The sequence below is a fragment of the Devosia chinhatensis genome (genome assembly GCF_000969445.1).
Taxonomy (GTDB): Bacteria; Pseudomonadota; Alphaproteobacteria; order Rhizobiales; family Devosiaceae; genus Devosia; species Devosia chinhatensis.
Window position 1 is genome coordinate 1,068,657 of record NZ_JZEY01000054.1, and the last position, 21,938, is coordinate 1,090,594.

Genomic DNA, 21,938 nt, shown 5'->3' on the forward strand with positions numbered 1-21,938 from the left:
GCGATGGGAATGGATGCAGCCTCAGGCGCCGCCATGCACTGCGGCTACTTCGATAACGGTATCTGCCGCTCCTGCACGCTAATGGGTACGCCCTATGACGTTCAGGTTGCCGGCAAGCTGGCGCATGCCCGGGAACTGCTGTCGCCCTGGCCCGACGCGGACTGGCTGGCGCCCATGCTGAGCCGCCCCAGTCAATTCCGCAACCGCGCCAAGATGGTGGTCGGCGGCACCGCCGGGAACCCGACATTGGGCATTCTCGATGCTGCGCGCGAAGGCGTCGACCTCACCGGCTGCGGCATTCTCGCGCCCGGACTGCGGGCAGCCTTCGCGCCCATTGCGGCTTTCATTGCCCGCGCCCGCATCACCCCCTACCACGTGCCCACGAGGCGCGGCGAGCTCAAGAACGTCCTCCTGACCGAAGCGCCTGACGGTGCACTGATGCTGCGCTTCGTGCTGCGCTCCACCGAGCCGCTCGGGCGCATCCGGAAGCACCTCCCCACGCTCCTGGCCGACCTGCCGGCGCTCGCGGTCGTGACGGTCAACCTCCTGCCCGAACACAAGGCAGTCCTCGAGGGCGAGGAGGAGATCATGCTGGTTGGGGAGACGTTGCGCATGCGCCTTGATGGCATCGTGCTGCATCTGCGCCCGGCGAGCTTCTTCCAGACCAATAGCGACATTGCCCCAGGCCTCTACCGGCAGGCCAGGGACTGGATCGACGAGGTCGACGCCCGTTCGGTTTGGGATCTTTATTGCGGTGTCGGCGGCTTTGCGCTCCATGCTGCTGCGCCCGGCAGAAGCGTCCATGGCGTCGAGGTCAGCGACCCGGCCGTCCAGTCCGCCCGTCTGAGTGCGGCGGAGGCGGGTCTGCCCGACGTCACCTTTTCAACCGGCGATGCCACCCGATTGGATGCCGCCGACAGCCCGGACGCCGTGATCGTCAATCCGCCCCGTCGCGGCCTCGGTGACAGGCTATGCGCAACGCTCGACGCGTCCGGCGTGTCCACTATCGTCTATTCCAGCTGCAACGCACTGACCCTGGCGCGCGACATCGCTGCCCTGCCGGCCTATGCGCTCAAGCGCGTTCGCCTCTTCGACATGTTCCCCCAGACCGAGCACTACGAGATCATGGTGCTGCTCACGCGCCGCTGAGATCGGGGCAGGGCGACAAATAATACATGACATTCAATATCACCTTTTGTATGGAGACATATCTCCATCAAGAGGTGAGCCATGTCGCTTCGTCTTCTGTTCATCGCCGCCGCGATCGGTCTTGGCGCCAGTGCCTCCGCCCAGGCGCAGTCCTTTCCGGTTCTTAGCGAACATGCCTACGGCGAAACGACCATTCCGGCCAAGCCGCAGCGCATCGTCACCTGGGGCTGGGCCGCGCAGGATGCCGTCATTGCTCTGGGCGAAGTGCCGGTGGGCATTCCGCATTTCAGCTATGGCGGCGACGAGAATGGCGCACTGCCCTGGACCAAGGATGCCGTTGCGGCTCTCGGTGCCGAGTTCCCCACCATTCTGCCCGATGCCGTCGATCCCCCCATCGAAGCCATTGCCGCGCTTGAGCCCGACGTCATCATTGCGGTCTACTCCGGCTTGTCCGAGGAGCAATATGAGGTCCTGAGCGGCATCGCCCCGGTCGTCACCTTTCCCGAGGCGCCCTGGAGCACGCCCTGGCAGGAAACGATCACCTTGACGGGCCAGGCGCTTGGCAAGCCTGACGAGGCCGCAGCGCTGGTGGCGGACCTCGAGCAGTTCATCGTCGACGAGACCGCCACATATCCCGAAGTCGCCGGCAAGAGCTTCGCCGCCATCGCTGAATACAATGGCGAAGTCGCCGTCTATGCCGATCTCGATTCACGCGTGAAATTCCTGGTCGATGCCGGACTCGTCTCTGCGCCCAGCGTGGCAGGCCTGGCCCAGGGGCAGGAATTCTATTTCTCCCTCAGCTTCGAGCGGCTCGACCAGCTTTCCAGCGACATCCTCATTTCCTATTTCGACACCGCAGAGGCCGATGCGGCTTTCTTCGGTAACCCCGTCGTTGCGCTTGCGCCCCAGGTTCAGGCCGGAGCCGTCGCCCATATCGTGGGGCCGGAACTGATCAGTTCCATTTCCCCGCCCAGCGCCGTGTCGCTGAAATGGGGCTATCCGCAATACATCAAGAGCATTGCCGACGCGGTTCGCGCAGCGGCACCATAAGGTCTGACACGATGATACGCTTTGCCTCAGCGGCCCTCGCCGCCACCCTCCTGCTCGCGCCTGCACAGGCCCAGGATGCCTTTCCCGTCACCATTGAGCACGCTCTTGGGTCGACCACTATCGAAGCCAAGCCCCAGCGCGTCGTCACTTGGGGCTGGTCTGCTCAGGATGTTGTTATCGATCTGGGCGTCACCCCTGTCGGCATGCCCTTCTTCGCCTATGGCGGTGGAGACGATGGCATTCTGCCCTGGACCGAGGCGGCCTTGGCCGAGCACGGCATGGATATGCCCGTGGTTCTGCCCAATGGCACCGAACCGCCGATCGAGGCCATCGCCGCCCTGCGTCCAGACCTTATCCTCGCGCCGTATTCGGGTCTCACGCCCGATGAATACGCCACGCTGAGCAATATCGCCCCGGTCGTTGCCTATCCCGAAAAGCCTTGGTTCATCTCCTGGCAGGACGTCGTGCGTCTCACCGGCACTGCCCTGGGTGAAACGGAAAAAGCCGAGCAGCTCGTCGCCGACACCCAGGCCTGGCTGGCCGTAGAAACCGCGCCCTATCCAGAAATGCAGGGCATGGTCTTCGCCAATTTTATCAACCGCAATGACGGCCAGGTGTCGGTCCGCAATGCCGGCGATCCGCGCGTCGAGCTCTTCGCCGATCTGGGTATGGTGCCGGCAGGAAAGCCTGACGTGGCGACCGGCGAGCCCGACGCCTTCTACTACTACCTCAGCTACGAAAACTTCGATCGTATTCCCGCCGAGGTCCTGGTCAGTTTCTTCGACAACGAGCAGGCCGCAGCAGACTTCTTCGCCATGGACCTCATCCAACTGTCGCCGCTCGTGGCGAAAGGGGCCTATACCCGTCTCGTCGGCGAGGAACTGACCATGTCCGTCAGCGGCGCTGTCACACCGCTTTCTCTACGTTGGGGCTTTCCCGAGGTCGCAACAGAACTGGGTCGGGCCGTCAAGGCCGCCAGCTCGGACTGAAAAACCGGGGGCTGTCCTTTGGCAGCCCCCTTTTCCTATCAATACTCCTATTGACCTCTAGGCGATTTCCTATGCACATGTCGCCACCATGAGCGACATTCAATCTTTCCGCCAAGCCGTCGAATCCTTCATCTCCGCACGGGGTTGGACACCCACCCGTTTCGGACGCATCGTGGCTGGCGATCCGCTCTTCGTTTTCGATCTCCGGGATGGACGCGAACCGCGCACGGAAACCCGGGTCCGCATTCTCAAGGCCATGTCCGATTTCGGTGAAACCGATCGTCAGGCGCCCTTGCGCGTCGGCGTGGCCGGCTTGGGCAATGTCGGGGCGACACTGGTGCGCATCCTGCAAAAGGACGGTGCCGAGCTGACCCGGAAGCTGGGTCGCCAGCTGGAAGTTGTCGCTGTCGCCGCGCGCTCGCGCTCGCGCGATCGCGGCATCGATATTTCGGGGCTCGAATGGTTCGACGATCCTGTGGCCTTGGCCAAGTGGGACGGCATCGATCTCTTCGTGGAACTGATCGGCGGCGAGGACGGCCCGGCTCTGGCAGCGGTCAAGGCGGCGCTCGAGATCGGCCGGCCGGTCGTCACAGCCAACAAGGCTCTGCTGGCCAAGCATGGCGTCACCCTGGCCAGGATGGCCGAGGAGGCGGGCGCACAGCTCGGCTTCGAAGCGGCCGTTGCCGGAGGTATCCCCGTCATCAAGACCCTGCGCGAAGGCCTCGGCTCCGCCCGCATCGCCAAGGTCTTCGGCATCATGAACGGCACCTGCAACTACATTCTCACCCGCATGGGCAATGAAGGCATTTCCTTTGCCGATTGCCTCAAGGATGCACAGGCTCTCGGCTATGCCGAGGCCGATCCCACCTTCGATGTCGAAGGCTTCGACACCGCCCACAAGCTGTCCATTTTGGCCACCCTGTGCTTCGGCTACGAGATCGCGCCGGACCGCATGCGGATCGAGGGCATCTCGTCTATTACCCAGCATGACATCCAGGTTGCCGCCGATCTGGGCTACAAAATCAAGCTACTGGGCATTGCCGAGCGCACCGATAACGGCATCGAGCAGCGCGTACATCCAACCTTCGTGCCCAAGGGCAGCGCCATTGCCGGTGTCGATGGCGTCATGAATGCGGTGGCCCTGGAAACCGACCACGTGCACGAGCTTCTCTTGGCAGGACCTGGCGCTGGTGGTCCGCCCACGGCGTCGTCCGTCCTGTCCGACATTCTCGATATCGCCCGTGGCACCCGGGTGCCGCCTCTTGGCGTGCCCAGCGCCGAGCTGATGCCCTATGTGGAAGCCCCGATGCGCGCTCATCTGGGCGGCTTCTATATCCGGCTCAGCGCCAAGGACGTGCCCGGCGCGCTCGCGGCCATTGCGACGCGGATGGGGGAAAAGTCGATCTCCATCGATTCCGTCATTCAGCGGTCGGACCTCAGTGCTAAGGCCATAGCGCCCGACGGATCTCCGGCACGCACCGTTGTGATGATCACCCAGCAGACTTTGGAATCATCGGTGCGGGACGCCCTTGCTGAAATCGCTGCCGACGGGTTCATTGTGGGTGTGCCCCAGTTGATCCGCATCGAAAAGCTCTGAGCCTCCGGGCGCTGGCTTCGAGGACTAGAAACATGAAGCTCAGCAAAGTTGACGACGCCCGCAGCGCCGCAAACCTGCACCGCACCCTGACCCTCGAAATGGTGCGGGTCACCGAGCGCGCAGCCATCGCCGCTGCCGAATGGCGCGGCAAGGGTAACGAAAAGGCTGCCGATGACGCGGCCGTCGCCGCCATGAGGACCGAGCTGGATCGCGTGTCCATCTCGGGGCGGATCGTGATCGGCGAGGGCGAGCAGTTCGAATGCGACGATCTGTTCATCGGCCAGCCAGTGGGCGCAGGGCAGGGTCCAGAGGTGGACATCGCCGTCGATCCGCTCGAAGGGGTGACCCTCTGCGCCAAGAACCAGCCGGATAGCCTGGTCGTCCTAGCCATGGCCGAGCGCGGCGGGCTGCTCAATGTTGCCCGCAACGTTTACATGCACAAGATTGCCATCGGCGCCGAATATGCCCCGGATGTCGTTCACGTCGAATGGTCGGCCAGCGAGAATGTTCGCTCCCTCGCCAAGGCCAAGGGCGTGCCTGTTTCCGAGATCACCGCCATCGTGCTTGATCGTCCCCGTCACGCCGGGCTCATTGAAGAACTGCGCAGTGCCGGCGTTTCGGTGAAGCTGCTCAGCGACGGTGACATTGCCGGCGTCATCCATGCGGTCAACACCGAGGATACGGGCGTCGACATTTATCTCGGCTCCGGCGGCGCTCCCGAAGGCGTGCTGGCAGCTGCCGCACTGCGCTGCATCGGCGGTCAGATGCAGGGCAAACTGATTCTCGACACTCCCGACAAGCGCCTGCGCGCCAGGGAAATGGGCATTGATGATCCCAACCGCATTTATCAGGTGACCGATCTGGCCTCCGGCGACGTGCTGTTTTCGGCCACCGGCATAACCGACGGCTCGCTCGTCGAGGGGGTCAAGCTGCGCCGTTCGACGGTAGAAACCAGCACCGTCGTCATGCGCTCCTGGAGCCAGACGACCCGCTGGATCCGGGCCCGGCATGCCCGCTGACCGTGTTGTGAGGAACGTCTGGGCCCATCCCCCCGTTATCGCGTCGGAGGACCTCTCATGAGTGAACGTCACCTGATCGTCTACCGTCGCGACAATGCCTGGCAGTTTACGTTTAGGGGTACCGTTACAGCGCCCTTCGTGACCCGGGAGGACGCGATTGAGGCTGCCATTGCCGAGGCGCGCCAGCTCAGCGACCCAGACATGGAAGTTATCGTGCAGGATGCTGACATGGTGCAGGAAACTGTCTGGCGCGGCGGCCAGGACTGATCGGGCCTGCAAGGCCCTTTTCACGCTCGACAAAATCCCATAACCCTCGCGCATGCCCGAAGCGCCGCGCCCATTCCTCGACATATCCAGCTCCGTCACCGGCCGGCCCTGGGTTGACCGTCTGGACATGGCTGCCGCTCGCAACGCCGCGGCGATCAGCCAGCGTTCGGGCATTCCTGACATCGTCGCTCGAATTCTTGCCGGGCGCGGTGTAGGCCTCGACGATGCCGAAACCTGGCTTGAGCCGACCATAAGGGCTCTGATGCCCGACCCTTCGACGCTGACTGCAATGGATGCTCTGGCGGACAGGCTTGCCAAAGCGATCACCGACAATGAAGCCATCGCGCTTTTCGGGGATTACGACGTCGACGGTGCCTGCTCCTGCGCGCTGATGCTGCGCTATCTCCGCCATTTCGGCCTGGAGCCTCAGGTGCATATTCCCGACCGCATCTTCGAGGGCTATGGCCCAAATATTGCGGCAATGGACAAACTCATCGACGCCGGTGCCGGTCTCATCATCACCCTGGACTGCGGCACGACCAGCGAGGCTCCCATTGCCCATGCCCGCCAGCGCGCCGCGGATGTGCTGGTTATCGACCACCATCTGTCCGATCACGCGCTGCCGCCGGCCACGGCATTGGTCAATCCCAATCGGCCCGACGATATTTCCGGTCTGAACTACCTCTGCGCCGCCGGTGTCACCTTCATGGTGCTCGTGGCGGTCAACCGGCTTTTGCGCAATCGCGGCGATACGGGTCTGCCCGATCTGCTCAATCTTCTCGATCTCGTGGCGCTCGCCACCGTGTGCGACGTGGTTCCGCTTGTCGGCCTCAACCGGGCCTTTGTCCTGCGCGGGCTCGAAGTGGCGCGCCGTGGTGAAAAGCCCGGGCTCTCGGCACTTGGCCTCGCCGCGCGCATCAACGGGCCGCTCAACCCCTATCATCTGGGCTTTCTCATCGGCCCGCGCATCAATGCAGGCGGCCGCATCGGCGACGCGGCGCTGGGCACGCGGCTGCTGGCCATGGAGGACGAGCATCAGGCCATGGTCATCGCGGCCCAGCTCGATGAGCTGAACTCCGAACGCCAGCGCATTGAGGTCGAGGCCGTCGAAGAAGCCTGCGCCACCGCCGAGGCGGAGATCGGCTCCGGTGAGGGACCACCCATCCTCGTCCTGGCCTCGGAGAACTGGCATCCCGGCGTGGTCGGCCTCGTTGCGGCACGGCTGCGCGAACGCTTCGAGCGGCCCAGCTTCGCCATTGCCCTCCATCCAGACGGCACTGGCACCGGTTCAGGCCGCTCCATGCCCGGGGTTGACCTCGGCTCGGCCGTCATCGAGGCGGTCGAGACCGGGCTCATCCCCAAGGGCGGTGGGCACGCCATGGCCGCCGGTATTTCCCTGCGGCCGGGCGAACTGGGTCCCTTCCGCGCCTTCATGGCTGAAAAGCTCGCCGCGTCGGTATCGGCAGCGCGCTCGGCATCGGCGCTCAAGGTCGACGCAGCCCTCACCGCTCGTGGCGCCAGTCTCGACCTGCTGCATGCAGTGGAAAAAGCTGGGCCGTTCGGTTCGGGCAATCCTTCGCCGCTTTTCGTGTTTCCCGCCCATCGCGCCCGGTTTCCGCAGGTCGTGGGCAAGGGCGGTCACATCAGCTTCACGCTCTCCTCCGACGATGGCGCCAAGCTCAAGGCCATCGCTTTCCGCGCTGCGGGCACCGCTCTGGGTGACGTTTTGATGCGCGATGGCGACCAACCGCTGCACTTTGCCGGGGCCCTGTCGCTCGATCATTACCAGGGGCGAGAGCAGGTACAATTCCGCCTGTCGGATATCGCTCGTCCGGCGCGGTGACGAGGGCAGGGATCCAAAAGGCTCCTTTGTCCGTAATAGGTTAGATCCCGCTTGGCCTTCGGCCATCGAGGTCGGCAACTGCCGCTTGCATATCGGTGCATGGCGGCTAAACTATCACGATAGCGTCAACGGCGGAGCGCATTCGCCTTGATATTCTGACGCTTATGACGCTGGATTTGGGCGCATCGATCGCGCCCGCTTTATGCGATTTTTGGACCTGGCGGCTCACATGACTAAAACTGCCGTAGAACATTCCGGTACGGGCATTTCCCCGTGGACGCACTTTACCTCTTGGCTGGTGGATGCCATCGGCAAGCGGCTGATCGGCAATCCTGCTCATGGATCGGTGACCGTGATCTTTCCCAACGGACACACCCGCACCATCGGCCAGCCGAACACCGGCGAACACGCCACCTTGCGGCTGAACAATTTCAAGGTCCTGACAGAATCCAGCAAGCGCGCCACGGTTGGCTTCGCGGCCTCCTACATGAACGGGGATATCGAGATCGACGATCTCACCGCCTTGTTCCGGTTCTTCCTGCAAAACCGCGCCATGTTCGACAATGCCAATCGCGGTTTCATTCACCGCGCCGCCTCGGACCTGCACTACCACATCTCGCGCCGCAACACGCTCGAGGGCTCCAAGCAGAACATTGCCGAGCACTATGACCTCGGCAACGATTTCTACGGCCAGTGGCTCGATCCCTCGATGACCTATTCCTCGGCTGTATTCACCTCCGGCGATCAGAGCCTGGAAGAAGCCCAGCACGTCAAATACAAGCGTGTCGCCGACATGGCCGGGATTACCGAGGGCTCTTCGGTGCTGGAAATCGGCTGCGGCTGGGGCGGTTTCGCCGAGACCGTGGCCCGCGATTACAAGGCTAATCTGCGTGGCATCACCCTCTCGCGCGAGCAGCTCAAGTTCGGCCAGGAGCGCCTGCAGCGCCAGGGTCTCGACAAATATGCCAATCTTGTCTTTGAGGACTACCGGCATACCGAAGGCCAGTTCGATCATATCGGCTCGATCGAGATGATCGAGGCCGTGGGCGAGGACAATTGGCCAAGCTACTTTCAGACCCTGCATGACCGTCTCAAGCCGGGCGGCACCGCGGCTATCCAGGCCATTACCATCCGGGAGGAAGATTTCGACAATTACCGCGCCGGTCCCGATTTCATCCAGCGCTACATCTTCCCCGGCGGCATGTTGCTGACCAAGTCGGTGATGAAGGAATTCGGCGAGCGCTACGGCCTCGTGCTCGAAAATGTCGAAACCTTCGGCCTCTCCTATGCCCGCACCCTGCGCCTCTGGCGCGAGCGGTTCCTGGAACGCTGGCCGATGATTGCGCCGCTGGGCTATGACGAGCACTTCAAGCGCAAATGGGTCTATTACCTTTCCTATTGCGAAGCCGGTTTCGCCGAGGGCGCCATCGACGTCGGCATCTATCAATATCGTCGCCCGCTCTAGGCGTCGGCGATCTCATTCCGGGCCTCCCGCAATCGAGCGGGAGGTTTTGTTGCATTCTCGTCGCTCGGGCTATGTGCGCCATACCGAACGGAAAACGTCAGTCAATTCCCCATAACATGACTTGACCGCTCATCTTAGCAGGGCTAGGGAACGGCCATCGCACAAACCTGATGGTCATTGCCATGTTTCGCTCTGCAATCCTCGCCGCAACACTGCTCACCGGCACGGCCATGCCCGCCTTCGCCTGGACGTTCACGGGCGGCGATGGGCAGGTGGTCACCCTGGATGAAATCCCGGCCCGCATCATCGCCAGCCAGGATGCTGCGGCCGGTCTGATCCCGCTTGGCATCCGACCTGTCGCCATCTATGCCGACAGTGCCGTTGCCGACGCCAAGGCTCTGCAGGGCCTTGACCTCACCGGCATCGAGATCATCGGCCAGACCTGGGGCGAGGTCGACATCGAAAAGGCGGCCGCGCTCAACCCGGACCTGATCGTCGCCGAATATTGGCCGCTCGAGACCACCTGGTCCGGCGGCGACAATGTGGTCACCGCGCTTTCACCTCTCGCCCCGATCACCGGACCGGAGCAGGGCGCTTCCATCCTCACGCTGATCGAGGACTATGAGGAACTGGCAGTGAGCCTCGGCGCTGATTTGCAGCAGCCGGAAATCGCCGCCGACAAGACCGCTTTCGAAAAATCTCTCGAGGCCTTCAAGGCGGCGATCGCCGCCAAGCCTGGCCTTAACGCATTAGCCGTCTGGGCGGGCCCGGATGCGCTTTATGTTGCTGCGGTGGAAGGCGCATCCGAACTCATGGATTTCGCCAACTGGGGGCTCGACATCATCGATCCCGAAGTCGCCGATGATCGCGGCTATTGGGAAACCTTGTCCTGGGAAGTTGCGGACAAGTATCAGCCTGACCTGATCCTTGTGGACAATCGGTCGGACGCGACCATGGCCGCCGCTGAGGCACAGCCGACCTGGACGCTGATGAAGGCGGCCGAAGCCGGACAGGTGACCGACTGGCCGGCTTTCTGGCTGCGCAACTATGCCGCTTATGCCAACGAACTCGCCAAGCTGACTGCGGCTATCGATGCCGCCGATCCCGATCTGGTGCCCTGATCGTTTCGGAGGGCGGGAATGTCCGCGCGGCAAGGTAAGGCGGCCCGGCTGACACTCGGCCTCGTCCTGCTGCTGGCGCTGCTGGCGGCCGTCGGGCTCTTTTCGCTCACCACCGGCGCGCGGGCCATAACGGCCGAAACAGTCTGGCAAGCTTTGATCGCCTTCGATCCGACCAGTACGGAGCATCGCATCGTCTGGGACCTGCGCTTGCCGCGAACCATAGTCGGGCTGCTCGTCGGCTCGGCCCTTGGCTTGGCCGGGGCGGTGCTTCAGGGCGCGACGCGCAACCCTCTCGCCGATCCCTCCATTCTGGGTGTCAATGCCGGGGCGGCGCTTGCGGTCGTGCTCGGCGTCGCCTTCCTGGGCATGAGCCAGCTCTCGACCTATGTCTGGCTGGCCTTTATCGGGGCAGGGGCCGCCATGCTTGTGGTGTATTCCGTCGCCTCGTTAGGCCGCGAGGGAGCAACACCGGTCAAGCTGGCTTTGGCAGGGGCTGCCATTACGGCGGTGCTGCAATCGGTCATCAATGCCATCCTCCTCACCAGTCCGCGAACGCTCGACGAAGTGCGGTTCTGGCAGGTGGGGTCGCTCGCCGGCCGGTCTATCGATGTCGTCCTTCAGGTCGCGCCATTTCTGGCCACAGGCACAGTTCTGGCTTTGGCGACCGCGCGCCTTCTCGATGGGCTCTCCATGGGAGATGATGTCGCCCGCGCCTTGGGCCAGCGCATCCGCCTGTCCCGCGGGCTTGCCGGCTTGTCTGCGGTCATCCTGGCTGGGGCGGGAACGGCGGCTGCGGGCCCCATCGCCTTTGTCGGCCTGACCATTCCCCACGTCGCCCGGGCCATTACCGGGCCCGGCTATCGCTGGATATTGCCCTATTCCATGGTCATGGCACCGATCCTGCTTCTGGGAGCGGACGTCATCGGCCGTGTGATCGCGCCGCCGGGCGAAGTGCAGGTGGGCATCGTCACCGCCTTTGTCGGCGCGCCGTTCTTCATCGCTCTCGTGCGCCGTCGGAAGCTGGCTGCCCTATGACCCTGCTGCTCGATACCGCACCAATCGTCCGCACCCGTGCACGGGCGGCGCGCCGCCGCCGCATCGTGGCTTGTGGTCTCCTGATTGCGCTGGCGCTGGCCTTCTCCCTCTCGCTCTATCTGGGCGACTTCCCGGTACCGGTCGAAGGGGTAGTGCGCTCGCTCTTTTCGCCTTTGACCGGACTTGCGGACCGGGGGGTCGATTTCATCGTTCTTCAGGTTCGTCTGCCCCGCGCCGTCCTTGCTCTGCTGTCGGGAGCGTCCTTCGCGCTTGCCGGAATCATTTTCCAAACACTTCTGCGCAATCCCTTGGCCAGCCCCGATATTATCGGCATCTCTCATGGCGCCAGCGCCGCTGCGGTGTTCTGCATCATCGTTCTCGGCTGGTCGGGACTGGCAGTGTCGCTGGGCGCCTTTGCCGGTGCCATTCTCACAGCTCTCGCTATCTATCTTCTGGCCTGGCGCGACGGGGTCACCGCCTATCGCGTCGTACTGATCGGCATCGGCATGGCCGCCATGCTCGCGGCCATCATTTCATACCTGTTCACACGCGCACGGCTCACCGAGGTGCAGCAGGCCATGGCCTGGCTGGTCGGCAGTCTCAATGCCGCCCGGCCCGGTGACATCATTGTTCTCGCTTCCGCCCTGCTGGTTCTCGTTCCGGCGATGGCGGCCTTGCTGCGCGGCCTCGATGCCATGGAACTGGGCGACGACACCGCGCGCGCCTTGGGCGCCAGTGTCGAGCGCACGCGCTTGGGGCTGATGCTTGTCGGCGTCGGCTTTGCGGCCTTTGCCACCGCTGCCGTCGGACCGGTGGGTTTTGTCGCCTTCGTCTCGGGCCCCCTCGCGCGCACCTTGCTCAAGGGGGCAGGGCGGGGCTTCCCGCAGGCCGCCCTGGTTGGGGCGCTGGTGATGCTGGTGTCGGACCTTGTCGCCCAGCATGCCCTGCCCACCACCCAATTGCCTGTCGGCGTCGTCACTGGTGCCTGCGGTGCCCTTTTCCTGCTATGGCTGCTGACGACCACCGGGCGGTCGGGCCGCGTCAATTGATCGGAGCGAAAAAGACATGTCCGCCAATCACCAATTGCTCGCAGCCGGTCTGGACCTCGGTTATGGCGATCGCCAGATCGTCAAGGCTCTCGATCTCAGTGTCGCGTCCGGCAAGCTCACTGTCATTGTCGGCGCCAATGCCTGCGGCAAGTCCACGCTTCTGCGGGGTCTCGCAAGGTTGCTGACGCCGACGCGCGGTTCGGTCTATCTGGATGGCAAGCCCATTCATCAACTACCGACCCGCGACGTTGCGACGATCCTTGGCGTGCTGCCCCAGAGCCCGATCGCGCCGGACGCGATCACCGTCACAGATCTCGTGGGGCGCGGCCGCTATCCCCATCAGGGCTGGTTTCGCCGCTGGACGCCAGAGGACGATGCAGCCGTTGCCGAGGCCTTGCGGGCTACCGACACGCTCGAACTGGCCGACCGACCGGTGGATGAGCTTTCAGGCGGCCAGCGGCAGCGCGTCTGGATTGCCATGGCGCTCGCCCAGCAGACCGATCTCCTGCTCCTCGACGAGCCCACAACGTTCCTCGACATCAATCATCAGGTCGAGGTGCTTGACCTGCTCACCGATCTCGTGCGGCAGCGGGGGCGTACCGTCGTCGTGGTCCTCCACGACCTGAACCTGGCCTGTCGCTATGCCGACCGGATCGTCGCCATGAAATCCGGCCGCATCGTCGCTGAAGGCCGGCCCGTTGATGTCATTACGGAAAGTGTCGTGCACGATGTCTTCGGCATGATCTCGCGTATCGTGGTCGATCCGGTCTCCGACACACCGATGATCATTCCAATCGGCCGGCATCACGTAGAGCGAACAGCTGCTTAGCGTGAAATTCTTACGGGTCAGATGAGCTTTGTGACGTCGCTTTCCATTGCCGTTTTAACCTTCATCAATTCTTCACAAAGTCGGAACCACGGCACCCCCTCGGCGTTTCCGGAACGCAGCAAGGAGGCCGCCATGAATCTGTATTGGACGACACTGACTTCCCCCCAGCAGAAAGCGCTTGCCATTCTTTGTCAGGACGGGCCTTGCGCTCTTCCCGCTGAACTGGGCGAACAGCTTATCAATCTTGGACTTGCCGAACGTGCTGGCAGCCAGATTTTCTGCGTCAGCGCGCTGGGCGCGACTGTTCCACCAACGACGTTCCACTGAAAGATACCGGGGCTCCAACGCCCCGGTTCTTCTGTCAGCCTCAACTCTCTACCTCGGCATTGAGCGCCTTCAGCATCTTCACGGTTAGCTGCTGCTTCTCCTCGAAATAGCCACTCCAGGCACCCGCGTCCCGTGCACGCCCGGCCGCTGCAGCCAGCGAGAAGCCATTGGCTTTGGTCAGCCCCTTCACCTCGTCCCATTCCACCGGTGCGGCTACCGGCGCGCCTTCGCGCGAGCGCACCGACCAAGGTGAGATAGCGGTCGACCCGCGTTCATTGCGCAGATAATCGATGAACAGCCGCCCTTTGCGGCGGGCCTTCGACAGATTGGCGGTAAAACGATCCGGTTCGTCCGTCGCCATGCTCTGCGCCAGCGCACGGCAGAATGCTTTGATCTCCGGCCAGGGCTTGGTCGGCTTGAGCGGCACGATCACATGGATGCCCTTGCCGCCCGAAACCAGCGGATAGCTATTGAGACCAAGGTCCGTCAGCCGATCCCGAATATCGGTCGCAGCCTCGGTAATGGCCGAGAACGGCAGGTCCTCGTCAGGGTCGATATCGAAGACCATGCGGTCCGGCTTCTCAACCGCCAGGAAGCGCGATCCCCAGATATGCCATTCAAGCACGTTCATCTGCGTACCCGCCACAAGCCCGGCCAGCTCCTTGATGTAGAAATAGTCCTTCTTCTCCCCGTCCTTTTCGGCAATTGCCTTGGACAGGAGCTGTTCGGGAAAGCCGCCCGTGTCGTGCTTCTGGAAGAAGCATTGCTTGGCCCGGCCCTGCGGGCATCGAACGAGGCTCAGCGGCCGGTTCTCGATATGCGGCAGCATCGCCTCGGCGACATCCTCGTAGTAGGCGACGATCTGCGCCTTGGTGATGCCCTGGCCTGGATAGACTACCCTTTCCGGCGATGTCAGGCGCACGCCAAGGCGCTCGGCAACCTCCTCGCCATCGTCCAATCGGATTGGATTTTCCATGCTGACCTCCTTGGCCGGCTTGTCGCCGCGCAGGCCTACGAAGCTGGGATGGCGAAGAATGTCGTCGCCTGTCAGCTCGGTATAGGCAATCTCCGCCACCAGCTCCGGTCGCACCCAATGGGCGCCACGCGCCCGCTCGCGCGGCACGGCATCGAACGGACTGTCCTTGCTTTCGAGCGCCTTGAGCTTGCCGTCGAGCTCCCCCAGCAGATCCTGCGAAAATCCGGTTCCCACGCGCCCGCGATAGAGCAGCTTGCCTTTGTCCCATGTGCCCACCAGCAGCGAGGCGAAACCCTTCCGCTTGCTTGAGGGAGACCAGCCGCCGATGACGAATTCCTGCCGCTTGAGGCATTTGATCTTGAGCCAGCTCTTGGTCCGATCGCCGCGGTAGGGGTCCTGGGCCCGCTTGGCGATGACGCCCTCGTGCCCGTCTCGGCACAGCGCATCGAACACCTTCTGCCCATGCCCCGTGACATGGGAGGAATACTGGATCGGGTCCCTGCGCGTCGCCTTGCCCAAAAGTCCCTCGAGCGCTGCCTTGCGCTCCACCAGCGGCTTCTTGGTCAGGTCCTTGCCGTCGAGTTCGAGCAGGTCGAAAGCGAAATATTCCAGTCGCCCGCCGCCCGACAGCACATTCTTCAGCGTGGTAAAATCAGTCCGCCCCTTGTCATCGAAGGCGCAGACCTCGCCATCGATCAGGGCCGATCCGATCCCGAGCTTTTGCAGCGGCTCCACCAGCGCCCCGAACTGCTCGGTCCAGTCTAGCCCGTTACGGGTAAATAGCCGCACGCTTTTGCCTTCCACGGCGGCGACACAGCGATAGCCGTCATACTTCATCTCGAACAGCCAGCCATCTCCGGCCGGAACCGCGTCCACCAGCGTCGCCAGCTGCACGGGGCGAAAATCAGGTGTGGCTCCGCCTTTTGCCTTCTGCGTCACTCGCGTCTTCTGGTCGGCCTTTTCCGCTTCCTCCGGGTCGGAATGCCACACCGCGTCCGCCTCGATCCGGGATGACTTGGTGGGCGCCGCACCACTGGCGATGCCCTTGAAATCACGTCCCGTCGCCACGGAGCGCGTAAACCGCGTGGTCAGCGTATTCTTGTCCCGCGCATAGCCATCGCGATGCTTGATCAGCAGCCAGTTCTCGCGGTCCGGCCCGCTCTTGCGCTTGGTGTCTCGGCCCTTCATGTGCACCAGCACATATTCGCCCTTCATCCGCTCGCCGAAGAGACGAACCTTGAGGTCGCCTTTCTCCAGCCCCTCATGCGGATCGCCGATAGCCTCCCAGGTGCCCTGGTCCCAGAGCATCACGGTCCCACCGCCATATTCGTCCTCGGGTATCGTGCCCTCGAACCCGCCATATTCAAGCGGATGGTCTTCCACCCGCACGGCGAGGCGCTTGTCCGCCGGATTATTGGACGGCCCCTTGGTCACCGCCCAGCTCTTGAGCACGCCATCGAGCTCGATGCGGAAATCGTAATGCAGCCGCGTGGCATCATGCTTCTGCACCACGAAGCTGCCGCGCCCCGATTTGCCGGCCTTGACCGCATCCCCGGCCGGCTCCTGCGTCTTGGCGAAATTGCGCTTGGCCTTGTAGTCCTGGAGCAGGTCCTCTGCCTTGCTGGCCATGGTCAGCTCGCCTTCTTGCGACTGCTCGTGCCGCTACCCGACTTGCTTGCGGTGCTCTTGGCCGGCGCTTTGGCGCTGCTGGCGGGCTTGCGCCGCGCCGTGCTCTTGGCCTTGCCGCCGCCTTCGAGGCTTTCCTTGAGCGCCGCCATCAGGTCAACGACATTCTCGCCGCTCGGCCGGGCAGGGGCATCGTCCTTGTCTGTGCTGATCTTGCGCCCCTTGGCCTTCATTTTGCGACCGATCAACTCGCGCAGGGCCGTGCCATAATGATCCTTGAAGGCCGCGGCATCGAAGGGCGCTGTCTTCTTTTCGATCAGCGCTGTCGCCACGTCCAGCAGCTCGGCCTCCGCCTTCTTGCCCGAAATCTGACTGAAGAAGGGGTCTGATTTGCGGATCTCGTCCTCGTAATGCAGCGTCTCGAGCATGAGCCCGGTGCCGCTCGGCTTGATCGCCGCCAGATATTCCTTGCCGCGCATCGAAAGCTGCCCCAGTCCGACTTTCTGCGTCTTGCGCAACGCGTCGCGGATCACCCGGAACGCGTCTTCCGCCAGCTCGTCCGTCGGCACCACGAAATAGGACTTGTCGTAATAGATGGGGTCGATCTCGCAGGCGCCCACGAACTGCGTCAGCTCCAGCGTCTTGCGGGTCTCGAGCTTGACCGCATCTATCTCGTCGTCGGTGAGCAGGACATAATCGCCCTTCTCGTATTCGAAGCCCTTGATGATCTCGTCCTTGTCCACCGGCCCGACGCCTGCCACCACCTTCTCGTAGTGAATAGGCTTGCCCGTCGGCTCGTGGATCTGCCGGAAGCTGGGCTTCGCGCTGGTCTTGGCGGCGCTGAACAATTCGACGGGGATTGCGACCAGCGAGAGACGGAGCTGGCCTTTCCAGATCGGGCGGGAAGCGGGCATGGCAACATCCTGTAATGAAAGTCGCCGACTCAACGCTGCTTGGGCAGACGCGTTCCGGCCGTTCACCTTTGCGCGCGCGCGGAACACTTTGCCCCGTCATTTCATTCCAGCGACCAAAGGAGCATCCCGGGATGAGGCTGGCACAACAGGTTCTGGATCGCATGCGCGCCGACGAAATGGGGCCGGCGCCAAGTCTGGCCTTTTCATCCGACGAAGAGGCGGGATGGAAGCGCCAGAAGCGCGGCACCGGTTTCACCTATCTGGACGCTGACGGCAATCGGCCCTTGGAAAGCGATCTGGCGCGTATCCGTGCTCTTGCCATTCCCCCCGCCTGGCAGAATGTCTGGATTTGCAAGGACGCGTGCGGTCATATCCAGGCGACTGGGCGCGATGAGAAGGGGCGCAAGCAATATCGTTACCACGCGGGCTGGACCGAACATCGCAGCACGACCAAGTTTCATACCTTGCGCGATTTCGCCAAGGTGCTGCCCGGGCTGCGCGAACAGGTGCAAAGCGACCTGCGCCGTCGCACGTTGGGCTATGAGCGCGTCGTTGCCTCGGTGGTCTGGCTGCTCGACAACAGCCTGATCCGTGTCGGCAATCCCGCTTATGCGCGCGATAACAAAAGCTTCGGCCTCACCACCTTGCGCCACCGCCATGTGGAGATCACCGGTGCGAAGCTGCATTTCCATTTCAAGGGCAAGTCGGGCAAGGAATGGAAGCTTCAGCTGGCGGATCGCCGCATTGCCGGCATTCTCAAATCCCTGCAGGACATGCCGGGCCAGCATCTTTTTCAGTATGAAAGTGACAATGGCCGCTGCGCCATCTCTTCGCGCGACGTAAATGACTATATCGCCGCCTTTGCTGGGCCGGGAATCACCGCCAAGCACTTCCGCACCTGGGCCGGCACCGTCCGTGCATTCGGCCTCTTGGCCGACAACGACGTGCCGGAGACCAAGACCGGGCAAGCCAGCACCCTCAATGCCATCATCGATCAGGTCGCCGGCAGGCTGGGCAATACCAGGGCCGTCTGTCGCTCATGCTACATCCACCCCGCCATTCTCGAATCATGGCAGGCCGGCGCACTCACCCGCTCCGGCCGCCTCAAGCCCATTGATGGCCTTGATGAAGACGAAGTGGAAACTACCGCTTTCCTGAAAAGGCTCGCCCGGAACCGGTCCTAGGCAATCGTGCACCTGTCGCGATGCAGTCTGGCAATGTCGTTGATTTGGTACGCCCAAGGGGAATCGAACCCCTGTTTACGCCGTGAGAGGGCGTCGTCCTGACCGCTAGACGATGGGCGCGTAACCGCCGCTTTTAAACACCGCCCACATGCTGGAAAGCAAGGGGGAGGGTGGTACGCCCTAGGGGAATCGAACCCCTCTCTGCACCGTGAAAGGGTGCCGTCCTAACCGATAGACGAAGGGCGCATCTGCGCGATGGCTGTCGTATAGTGGGGTCGATTTGATTGCGCAACCCCATTTTGCATTGATCCTGTGAGGAAATTTATCGGGGCGGAGTTTTCAACAGCCTGAGAACGTCACGGGGCTGCGTCGGCCGCGCGGACGATCGCGCACATCGACATGGATGAAGTTGCGTCCGGGGTAGCAGCCCAGCCCGCCGACGCTGTCGGTTCTCATGGCAAAGGCGATCAGCTCGGCCTTGGGAACGCCTGGAATGTAGAAGTCGGCTGCCATGCACTTGGTATGATAGGAATTTTCCGCGCCGCCCGCCGAGGCATTGTGGAACGCATTGCGATAGCCGGAATTCATCACGATCTTCTTGCCGAAATGTCCCTCGAACTCCCAGATGACGAAACGCAGCTTGGGTGAGATGCAGAGCGCGTTCACAGTGTTCGAGCTCACGAATGTGCCCCAGTCCTGCCGGACGCCGGAATATCCAGCCCCGCTGCTGCTGGCGAACATGGCCATGGGCACACAGCCTGCGATGACCGCGGCGCTGATGAAGACAAGGGCGATGGCGCGAAAGAAGCGAGACATGGGGACCTTCCCGTGGCCGCTGTCGCAAACTGGCAACAGGCAATGGGCATATGGGTTCGGTCGCTAAAATTAGATCGGTTTCGCTAACCCCGCGCTAACCGGGACAGTTAGCGCGGGGTTAATGCTGTCGGCGCATGCCTTGCGCCGGAGGCTTGGCTTACCAGCTGCCGGTATTGGCCATCGAGGCCCAGGGTTCCTGCGGATCGAGATGGCCGTCCTGAATCAGCTCGATCGAGATGCCGTCCGGGGATTTGACGAAAGCCATGTGGCCATCGCGTGGCGGACGGTTGATGACAACGCCCATGTCGGACAGGTGCTGGCAAAGGGCGTAGATGTCCTTAACCCGATAGGCGAGGTGGCCGAAATTGCGGCCGCCCGTATAGGTCTCTGGGTCCCAGTTATAGGTCAGCTCGACTTCCCCGCCGGCATCGCCGGGGGCGCGCAGGAAAATAAGGGTAAAGCGACCCTTCTCGTTTTCGGTGCGCCGCACCTCTTCGAGGCCCAGCCCTTCGCAGTAAAACCGGAGGCTTTCCTCGACATTGGTGACGCGCACCATCGTATGCAGATATTTCAAGGCATTCCTCCTTTAGCGCTATTGGGCCTTTGCCCTAACAATCCCGGCCAGTTGCTGCAATGGCGGCTCGAAAGGCCTGCTGACAAAATTGCAATACCTTCTTAACTTTTACCATTGAATCGGACAGACTGTTTTGATCATGTGTTGAGTACCCGTGAATGACGGGCGTGTAAGAGGGCGTTGGGAATATGGGGGCCAAGGTCAACGGCGAGGACGGTAATGCCGTCGGCCTGTCCAGGACAGGCGAGAGCACGCACGACAGCGCTACTCCTGTTGACCACAATTCCCAGGTCGACGTCATCCAGATCAGCGGCAGCATCAAATGGTTCGACGCAGGCAAGGGCTTCGGCTTCATTGTGCCTGACAATGGCATGGCCGATGTTCTGCTGCACGTGACCTGCCTGCGCCGCGACGGTTACCAGACAGCCTATGAAGGCGCGCGCATCGTCGTTGAGGCGCTGAACCGCCCGGGCGGGCTGCAGGCCTTCCGCATCGTTTCCATGGACGAATCGACGGCGTTGCATCCTTCGCAGATGCCCGCGCCGCGCACCCATGTCGTGGTCGAGCCGACCTCGGGTATGGTTCGCCTCGAAGTGAAGTGGTTCAACCGCATCCGCGGATTCGGCTTCCTGTCGGCCGGCGAGGGCACGCCCGATATCTTCGTGCATATGGAAACGCTGCGCCGCTTCGGCATCACCGAATTGCGCCCCGGCCAGTTTGTTCTGGTGCGCTACGGCAATGGCCCCAAGGGCCTTATGGTGGCCGAAATTCGTCCGGATGGTTGGGGCGACGCGCCGTCGTCGCATTGATTCTCCAGTGAAAGGCCCCTTGGCCGTGCTCAACCTTTCGTTCCTGCCATCCGCCCGCCGTCTGTCACCTGCCTTGGCTGGCCTCGTTGGCGCTCTCGCGCTCAGCATCCCGCTTTCCGCGCTCGCCGACGAGACACAACTGGTCATCCAGTCGGCCAATGGCGATCATGCCTTCACTGTCGAAGTGGTCGACACGCCCGAGAGTCGCGCCCGCGGCCTGATGTTCGTCGAGGACCTGGCCCCTGACGCGGGCATGCTGTTCGACTTCGAGGCGGAGCGGCTGGTGTCCTTCTGGATGAAGAACACGCTCATTCCGCTCGACATGCTCTTCATCACTGCCGACGGCACGATCAGCAATATTCACGTCAATGCCGTCCCGCACGACGAGACGTCCATCCCCTCGGAGGGACCGGTGCAATATGTGCTGGAAATTCCAGGCGGCCGGTCTGTCGAGCTGGGCATCGAAGCGGGCGACACGGTAACCCACCCGCGCATCGACTAGGCGGATCGCCTAGAGCCGTGCGATCACCATGCAGTCGATCACGGCCCACAGATGCAGGCTCGCCCCTGCCACGACGAAAACATGCCACAGGGCGTTCTGGAAGCGTAGCTTTTCCCAGAGATGAAACACGATGCCGGCGGAATAAGTCATGCCGCCGGCCAGCAGCAGCCATAGCGTGGAAGCGGGCAGGGCCTGTCCCAGCGATTGGAAAACCAACACCCCGCTCCAGCCGATCGCCAGATAGAGCGCAATCGCGATCCGACCGAATCGCTGCGGCACGATCAGCTTGAGCGCCACCCCGACCAGCGACGCTCCCCAGACCAGGCTCATCATCACCGTGCCGGTCGGCGTGCCGCCCAGGATGGCCAGGAACGGCGTATAGGAGCCGGCAATGAACAGAAAGATCGCCGCCTGGTCCAGCCGCGCCAGGTAATGCTTCATGCGTGACGCCGGGTAGAGATTGTAGGCCAGGGACACGCCCAGCACCACGATCAGCGTGGCGACGTAAATCAGTAGCGATGGAAACGCCTCGGGCGCCGTATGCGTCAACGCCAGCGTCAGGAGGATCGAACCGGCGGCGATGGCACCCACGAGACCCAGGATATGCACCGCAGCGTCGGCCACTTTCTCGGCGACCGAATAGGCGCGGCGGCTGTCATGTATAATGGGAATGCTCGTCTCGGTCGCGCTGGTCATCATGCCCCTCCTTGCCGTCATCGTGTGGCGGTGATGTGACCAGAACCTTGCCGGCGGGCCACTTTCGTGCGGTCTCGTAAAGCCGGGCTGAACTTTCCTGG

General features: G+C 62.8%; 21 protein-coding genes and 2 tRNA genes. 16 read left to right on the top strand and 7 right to left on the bottom strand.

Going from position 1 to position 21,938, the window contains the following annotated elements; genetic code table 11:
- Positions 1-9 precede the first annotated feature (9 nt).
- The 13 genes from rlmC (at position 10) to VE26_RS05145 (ending at position 13,740) form a co-directional block, all read left to right on the top strand.
- Positions 10-1,149 (top strand): 23S rRNA (uracil(747)-C(5))-methyltransferase RlmC, encoded by a 1,140-nt coding sequence (gene rlmC / locus VE26_RS05085; RefSeq protein ID WP_200897211.1) that lies wholly within the window; start codon positions 10-12, stop codon positions 1,147-1,149.
- Positions 1,150-1,230: 81 nt separating this feature from the next.
- A complete protein-coding gene (locus VE26_RS05090; protein ID WP_052715680.1) occupies positions 1,231-2,199 on the top strand; it encodes an ABC transporter substrate-binding protein in 969 nt (322 codons plus the stop codon).
- A gap of 11 nt (positions 2,200-2,210) precedes the next feature.
- On the top strand, positions 2,211-3,188 hold the full coding sequence (locus VE26_RS05095) for an ABC transporter substrate-binding protein (RefSeq protein ID WP_052715681.1): 978 nt from the start codon (positions 2,211-2,213) through the stop codon (positions 3,186-3,188).
- A 256-nt stretch (positions 3,189-3,444) separates the two neighbouring features.
- A complete protein-coding gene (locus tag VE26_RS05100; protein ID WP_046105041.1) occupies positions 3,445-4,785 on the top strand; it encodes a homoserine dehydrogenase in 1,341 nt (446 codons plus the stop codon).
- 32 nt (positions 4,786-4,817) lie between these two features.
- The gene (glpX, locus tag VE26_RS05105; RefSeq protein WP_046104026.1) at positions 4,818-5,804 is read left to right on the top strand and encodes a class II fructose-bisphosphatase; all 987 of its coding nucleotides are present in this window, start codon (positions 4,818-4,820) and stop codon (positions 5,802-5,804) included.
- A gap of 57 nt (positions 5,805-5,861) precedes the next feature.
- Positions 5,862-6,071 (top strand): DUF2188 domain-containing protein, encoded by a 210-nt coding sequence (locus VE26_RS05110; RefSeq protein ID WP_046104027.1) that lies wholly within the window; start codon positions 5,862-5,864, stop codon positions 6,069-6,071.
- 52 nt (positions 6,072-6,123) lie between these two features.
- On the top strand, positions 6,124-7,914 hold the full coding sequence (recJ, locus tag VE26_RS05115) for a single-stranded-DNA-specific exonuclease RecJ (RefSeq protein WP_046104028.1): 1,791 nt from the start codon (positions 6,124-6,126) through the stop codon (positions 7,912-7,914).
- Between the two features lie 229 nt (positions 7,915-8,143).
- Positions 8,144-9,379: an SAM-dependent methyltransferase gene (locus VE26_RS05120; protein WP_084619989.1), complete on the top strand. Its 1,236-nt coding sequence runs from the start codon at positions 8,144-8,146 to the stop codon at positions 9,377-9,379.
- A 182-nt stretch (positions 9,380-9,561) separates the two neighbouring features.
- Complete coding sequence (locus VE26_RS05125) at positions 9,562-10,500, top strand: ABC transporter substrate-binding protein (RefSeq protein WP_160297802.1); 939 nt, start codon at positions 9,562-9,564, stop codon at positions 10,498-10,500.
- Positions 10,501-10,518: 18 nt separating this feature from the next.
- Positions 10,519-11,535 carry a FecCD family ABC transporter permease gene (locus VE26_RS05130; protein ID WP_046104030.1) on the top strand — a complete coding sequence of 339 codons (1,017 nt, stop codon included), beginning with the start codon at positions 10,519-10,521 and terminating at the stop codon, positions 11,533-11,535.
- Positions 11,532-12,584, top strand: a complete 1,053-nt coding sequence (locus VE26_RS05135) for a FecCD family ABC transporter permease (protein ID WP_046104031.1) — start codon at positions 11,532-11,534, stop codon at positions 12,582-12,584. The genes VE26_RS05130 and VE26_RS05135 overlap by 4 nt, the downstream gene beginning before the upstream one ends.
- Positions 12,585-12,600: 16 nt before the next feature.
- On the top strand, positions 12,601-13,413 hold the full coding sequence (locus tag VE26_RS05140) for an ABC transporter ATP-binding protein (RefSeq protein ID WP_046104032.1): 813 nt from the start codon (positions 12,601-12,603) through the stop codon (positions 13,411-13,413).
- A 30-nt stretch (positions 13,414-13,443) separates the two neighbouring features.
- The gene (locus VE26_RS05145; protein ID WP_152658718.1) at positions 13,444-13,740 is read left to right on the top strand and encodes a hypothetical protein; all 297 of its coding nucleotides are present in this window, start codon (positions 13,444-13,446) and stop codon (positions 13,738-13,740) included.
- 40 nt (positions 13,741-13,780) lie between these two features.
- On the opposite strand, the gene ligD is transcribed toward VE26_RS05145, so the two are convergent.
- On the bottom strand, positions 13,781-16,345 hold the full coding sequence (ligD, locus tag VE26_RS05150; protein ID WP_046104034.1) for a DNA ligase D: 2,565 nt from the start codon (positions 16,343-16,345) through the stop codon (positions 13,781-13,783).
- Between the two features lie 2 nt (positions 16,346-16,347).
- Complete coding sequence (gene ku / locus VE26_RS05155) at positions 16,348-17,256, bottom strand: non-homologous end joining protein Ku (RefSeq protein ID WP_046104035.1); 909 nt, start codon at positions 17,254-17,256, stop codon at positions 16,348-16,350.
- A 131-nt stretch (positions 17,257-17,387) separates the two neighbouring features.
- Here ku and VE26_RS05160 point away from each other — a divergent pair, with 131 nt between their 5' ends.
- Positions 17,388-18,440 carry a DNA topoisomerase IB gene (locus tag VE26_RS05160; protein ID WP_046104036.1) on the top strand — a complete coding sequence of 351 codons (1,053 nt, stop codon included), beginning with the start codon at positions 17,388-17,390 and terminating at the stop codon, positions 18,438-18,440.
- 45 nt (positions 18,441-18,485) lie between these two features.
- Here the strand turns inward: VE26_RS05160 and VE26_RS05165 are convergent.
- The 4 genes from VE26_RS05165 to VE26_RS05180 form a co-directional block, all read right to left on the bottom strand.
- Positions 18,486-18,560: transfer RNA gene (locus VE26_RS05165), tRNA-Glu, on the bottom strand.
- Positions 18,561-18,611: 51 nt separating this feature from the next.
- Positions 18,612-18,686 (bottom strand) — tRNA-Glu (locus tag VE26_RS05170).
- Between the two features lie 93 nt (positions 18,687-18,779).
- Complete coding sequence (locus tag VE26_RS05175; RefSeq protein WP_046104037.1) at positions 18,780-19,256, bottom strand: YcbK family protein; 477 nt, start codon at positions 19,254-19,256, stop codon at positions 18,780-18,782.
- Positions 19,257-19,413: 157 nt separating this feature from the next.
- Positions 19,414-19,830 (bottom strand): VOC family protein, encoded by a 417-nt coding sequence (locus VE26_RS05180; protein WP_046104038.1) that lies wholly within the window; start codon positions 19,828-19,830, stop codon positions 19,414-19,416.
- A 188-nt stretch (positions 19,831-20,018) separates the two neighbouring features.
- Here VE26_RS05180 and VE26_RS05185 point away from each other — a divergent pair, with 188 nt between their 5' ends.
- Both VE26_RS05185 and VE26_RS05190 read left to right on the top strand, forming a co-directional pair.
- The gene (locus VE26_RS05185) at positions 20,019-20,639 is read left to right on the top strand and encodes a cold-shock protein (RefSeq protein ID WP_084619991.1); all 621 of its coding nucleotides are present in this window, start codon (positions 20,019-20,021) and stop codon (positions 20,637-20,639) included.
- A 7-nt stretch (positions 20,640-20,646) separates the two neighbouring features.
- On the top strand, positions 20,647-21,141 hold the full coding sequence (locus tag VE26_RS05190) for a DUF192 domain-containing protein (RefSeq protein ID WP_244465631.1): 495 nt from the start codon (positions 20,647-20,649) through the stop codon (positions 21,139-21,141).
- A gap of 9 nt (positions 21,142-21,150) precedes the next feature.
- Here VE26_RS05190 and trhA read toward each other — a convergent pair whose 3' ends face one another.
- Positions 21,151-21,837 carry a PAQR family membrane homeostasis protein TrhA gene (trhA, locus tag VE26_RS05195; RefSeq protein WP_244465632.1) on the bottom strand — a complete coding sequence of 229 codons (687 nt, stop codon included), beginning with the start codon at positions 21,835-21,837 and terminating at the stop codon, positions 21,151-21,153.
- Positions 21,838-21,938: the final 101 nt, after the last annotated feature.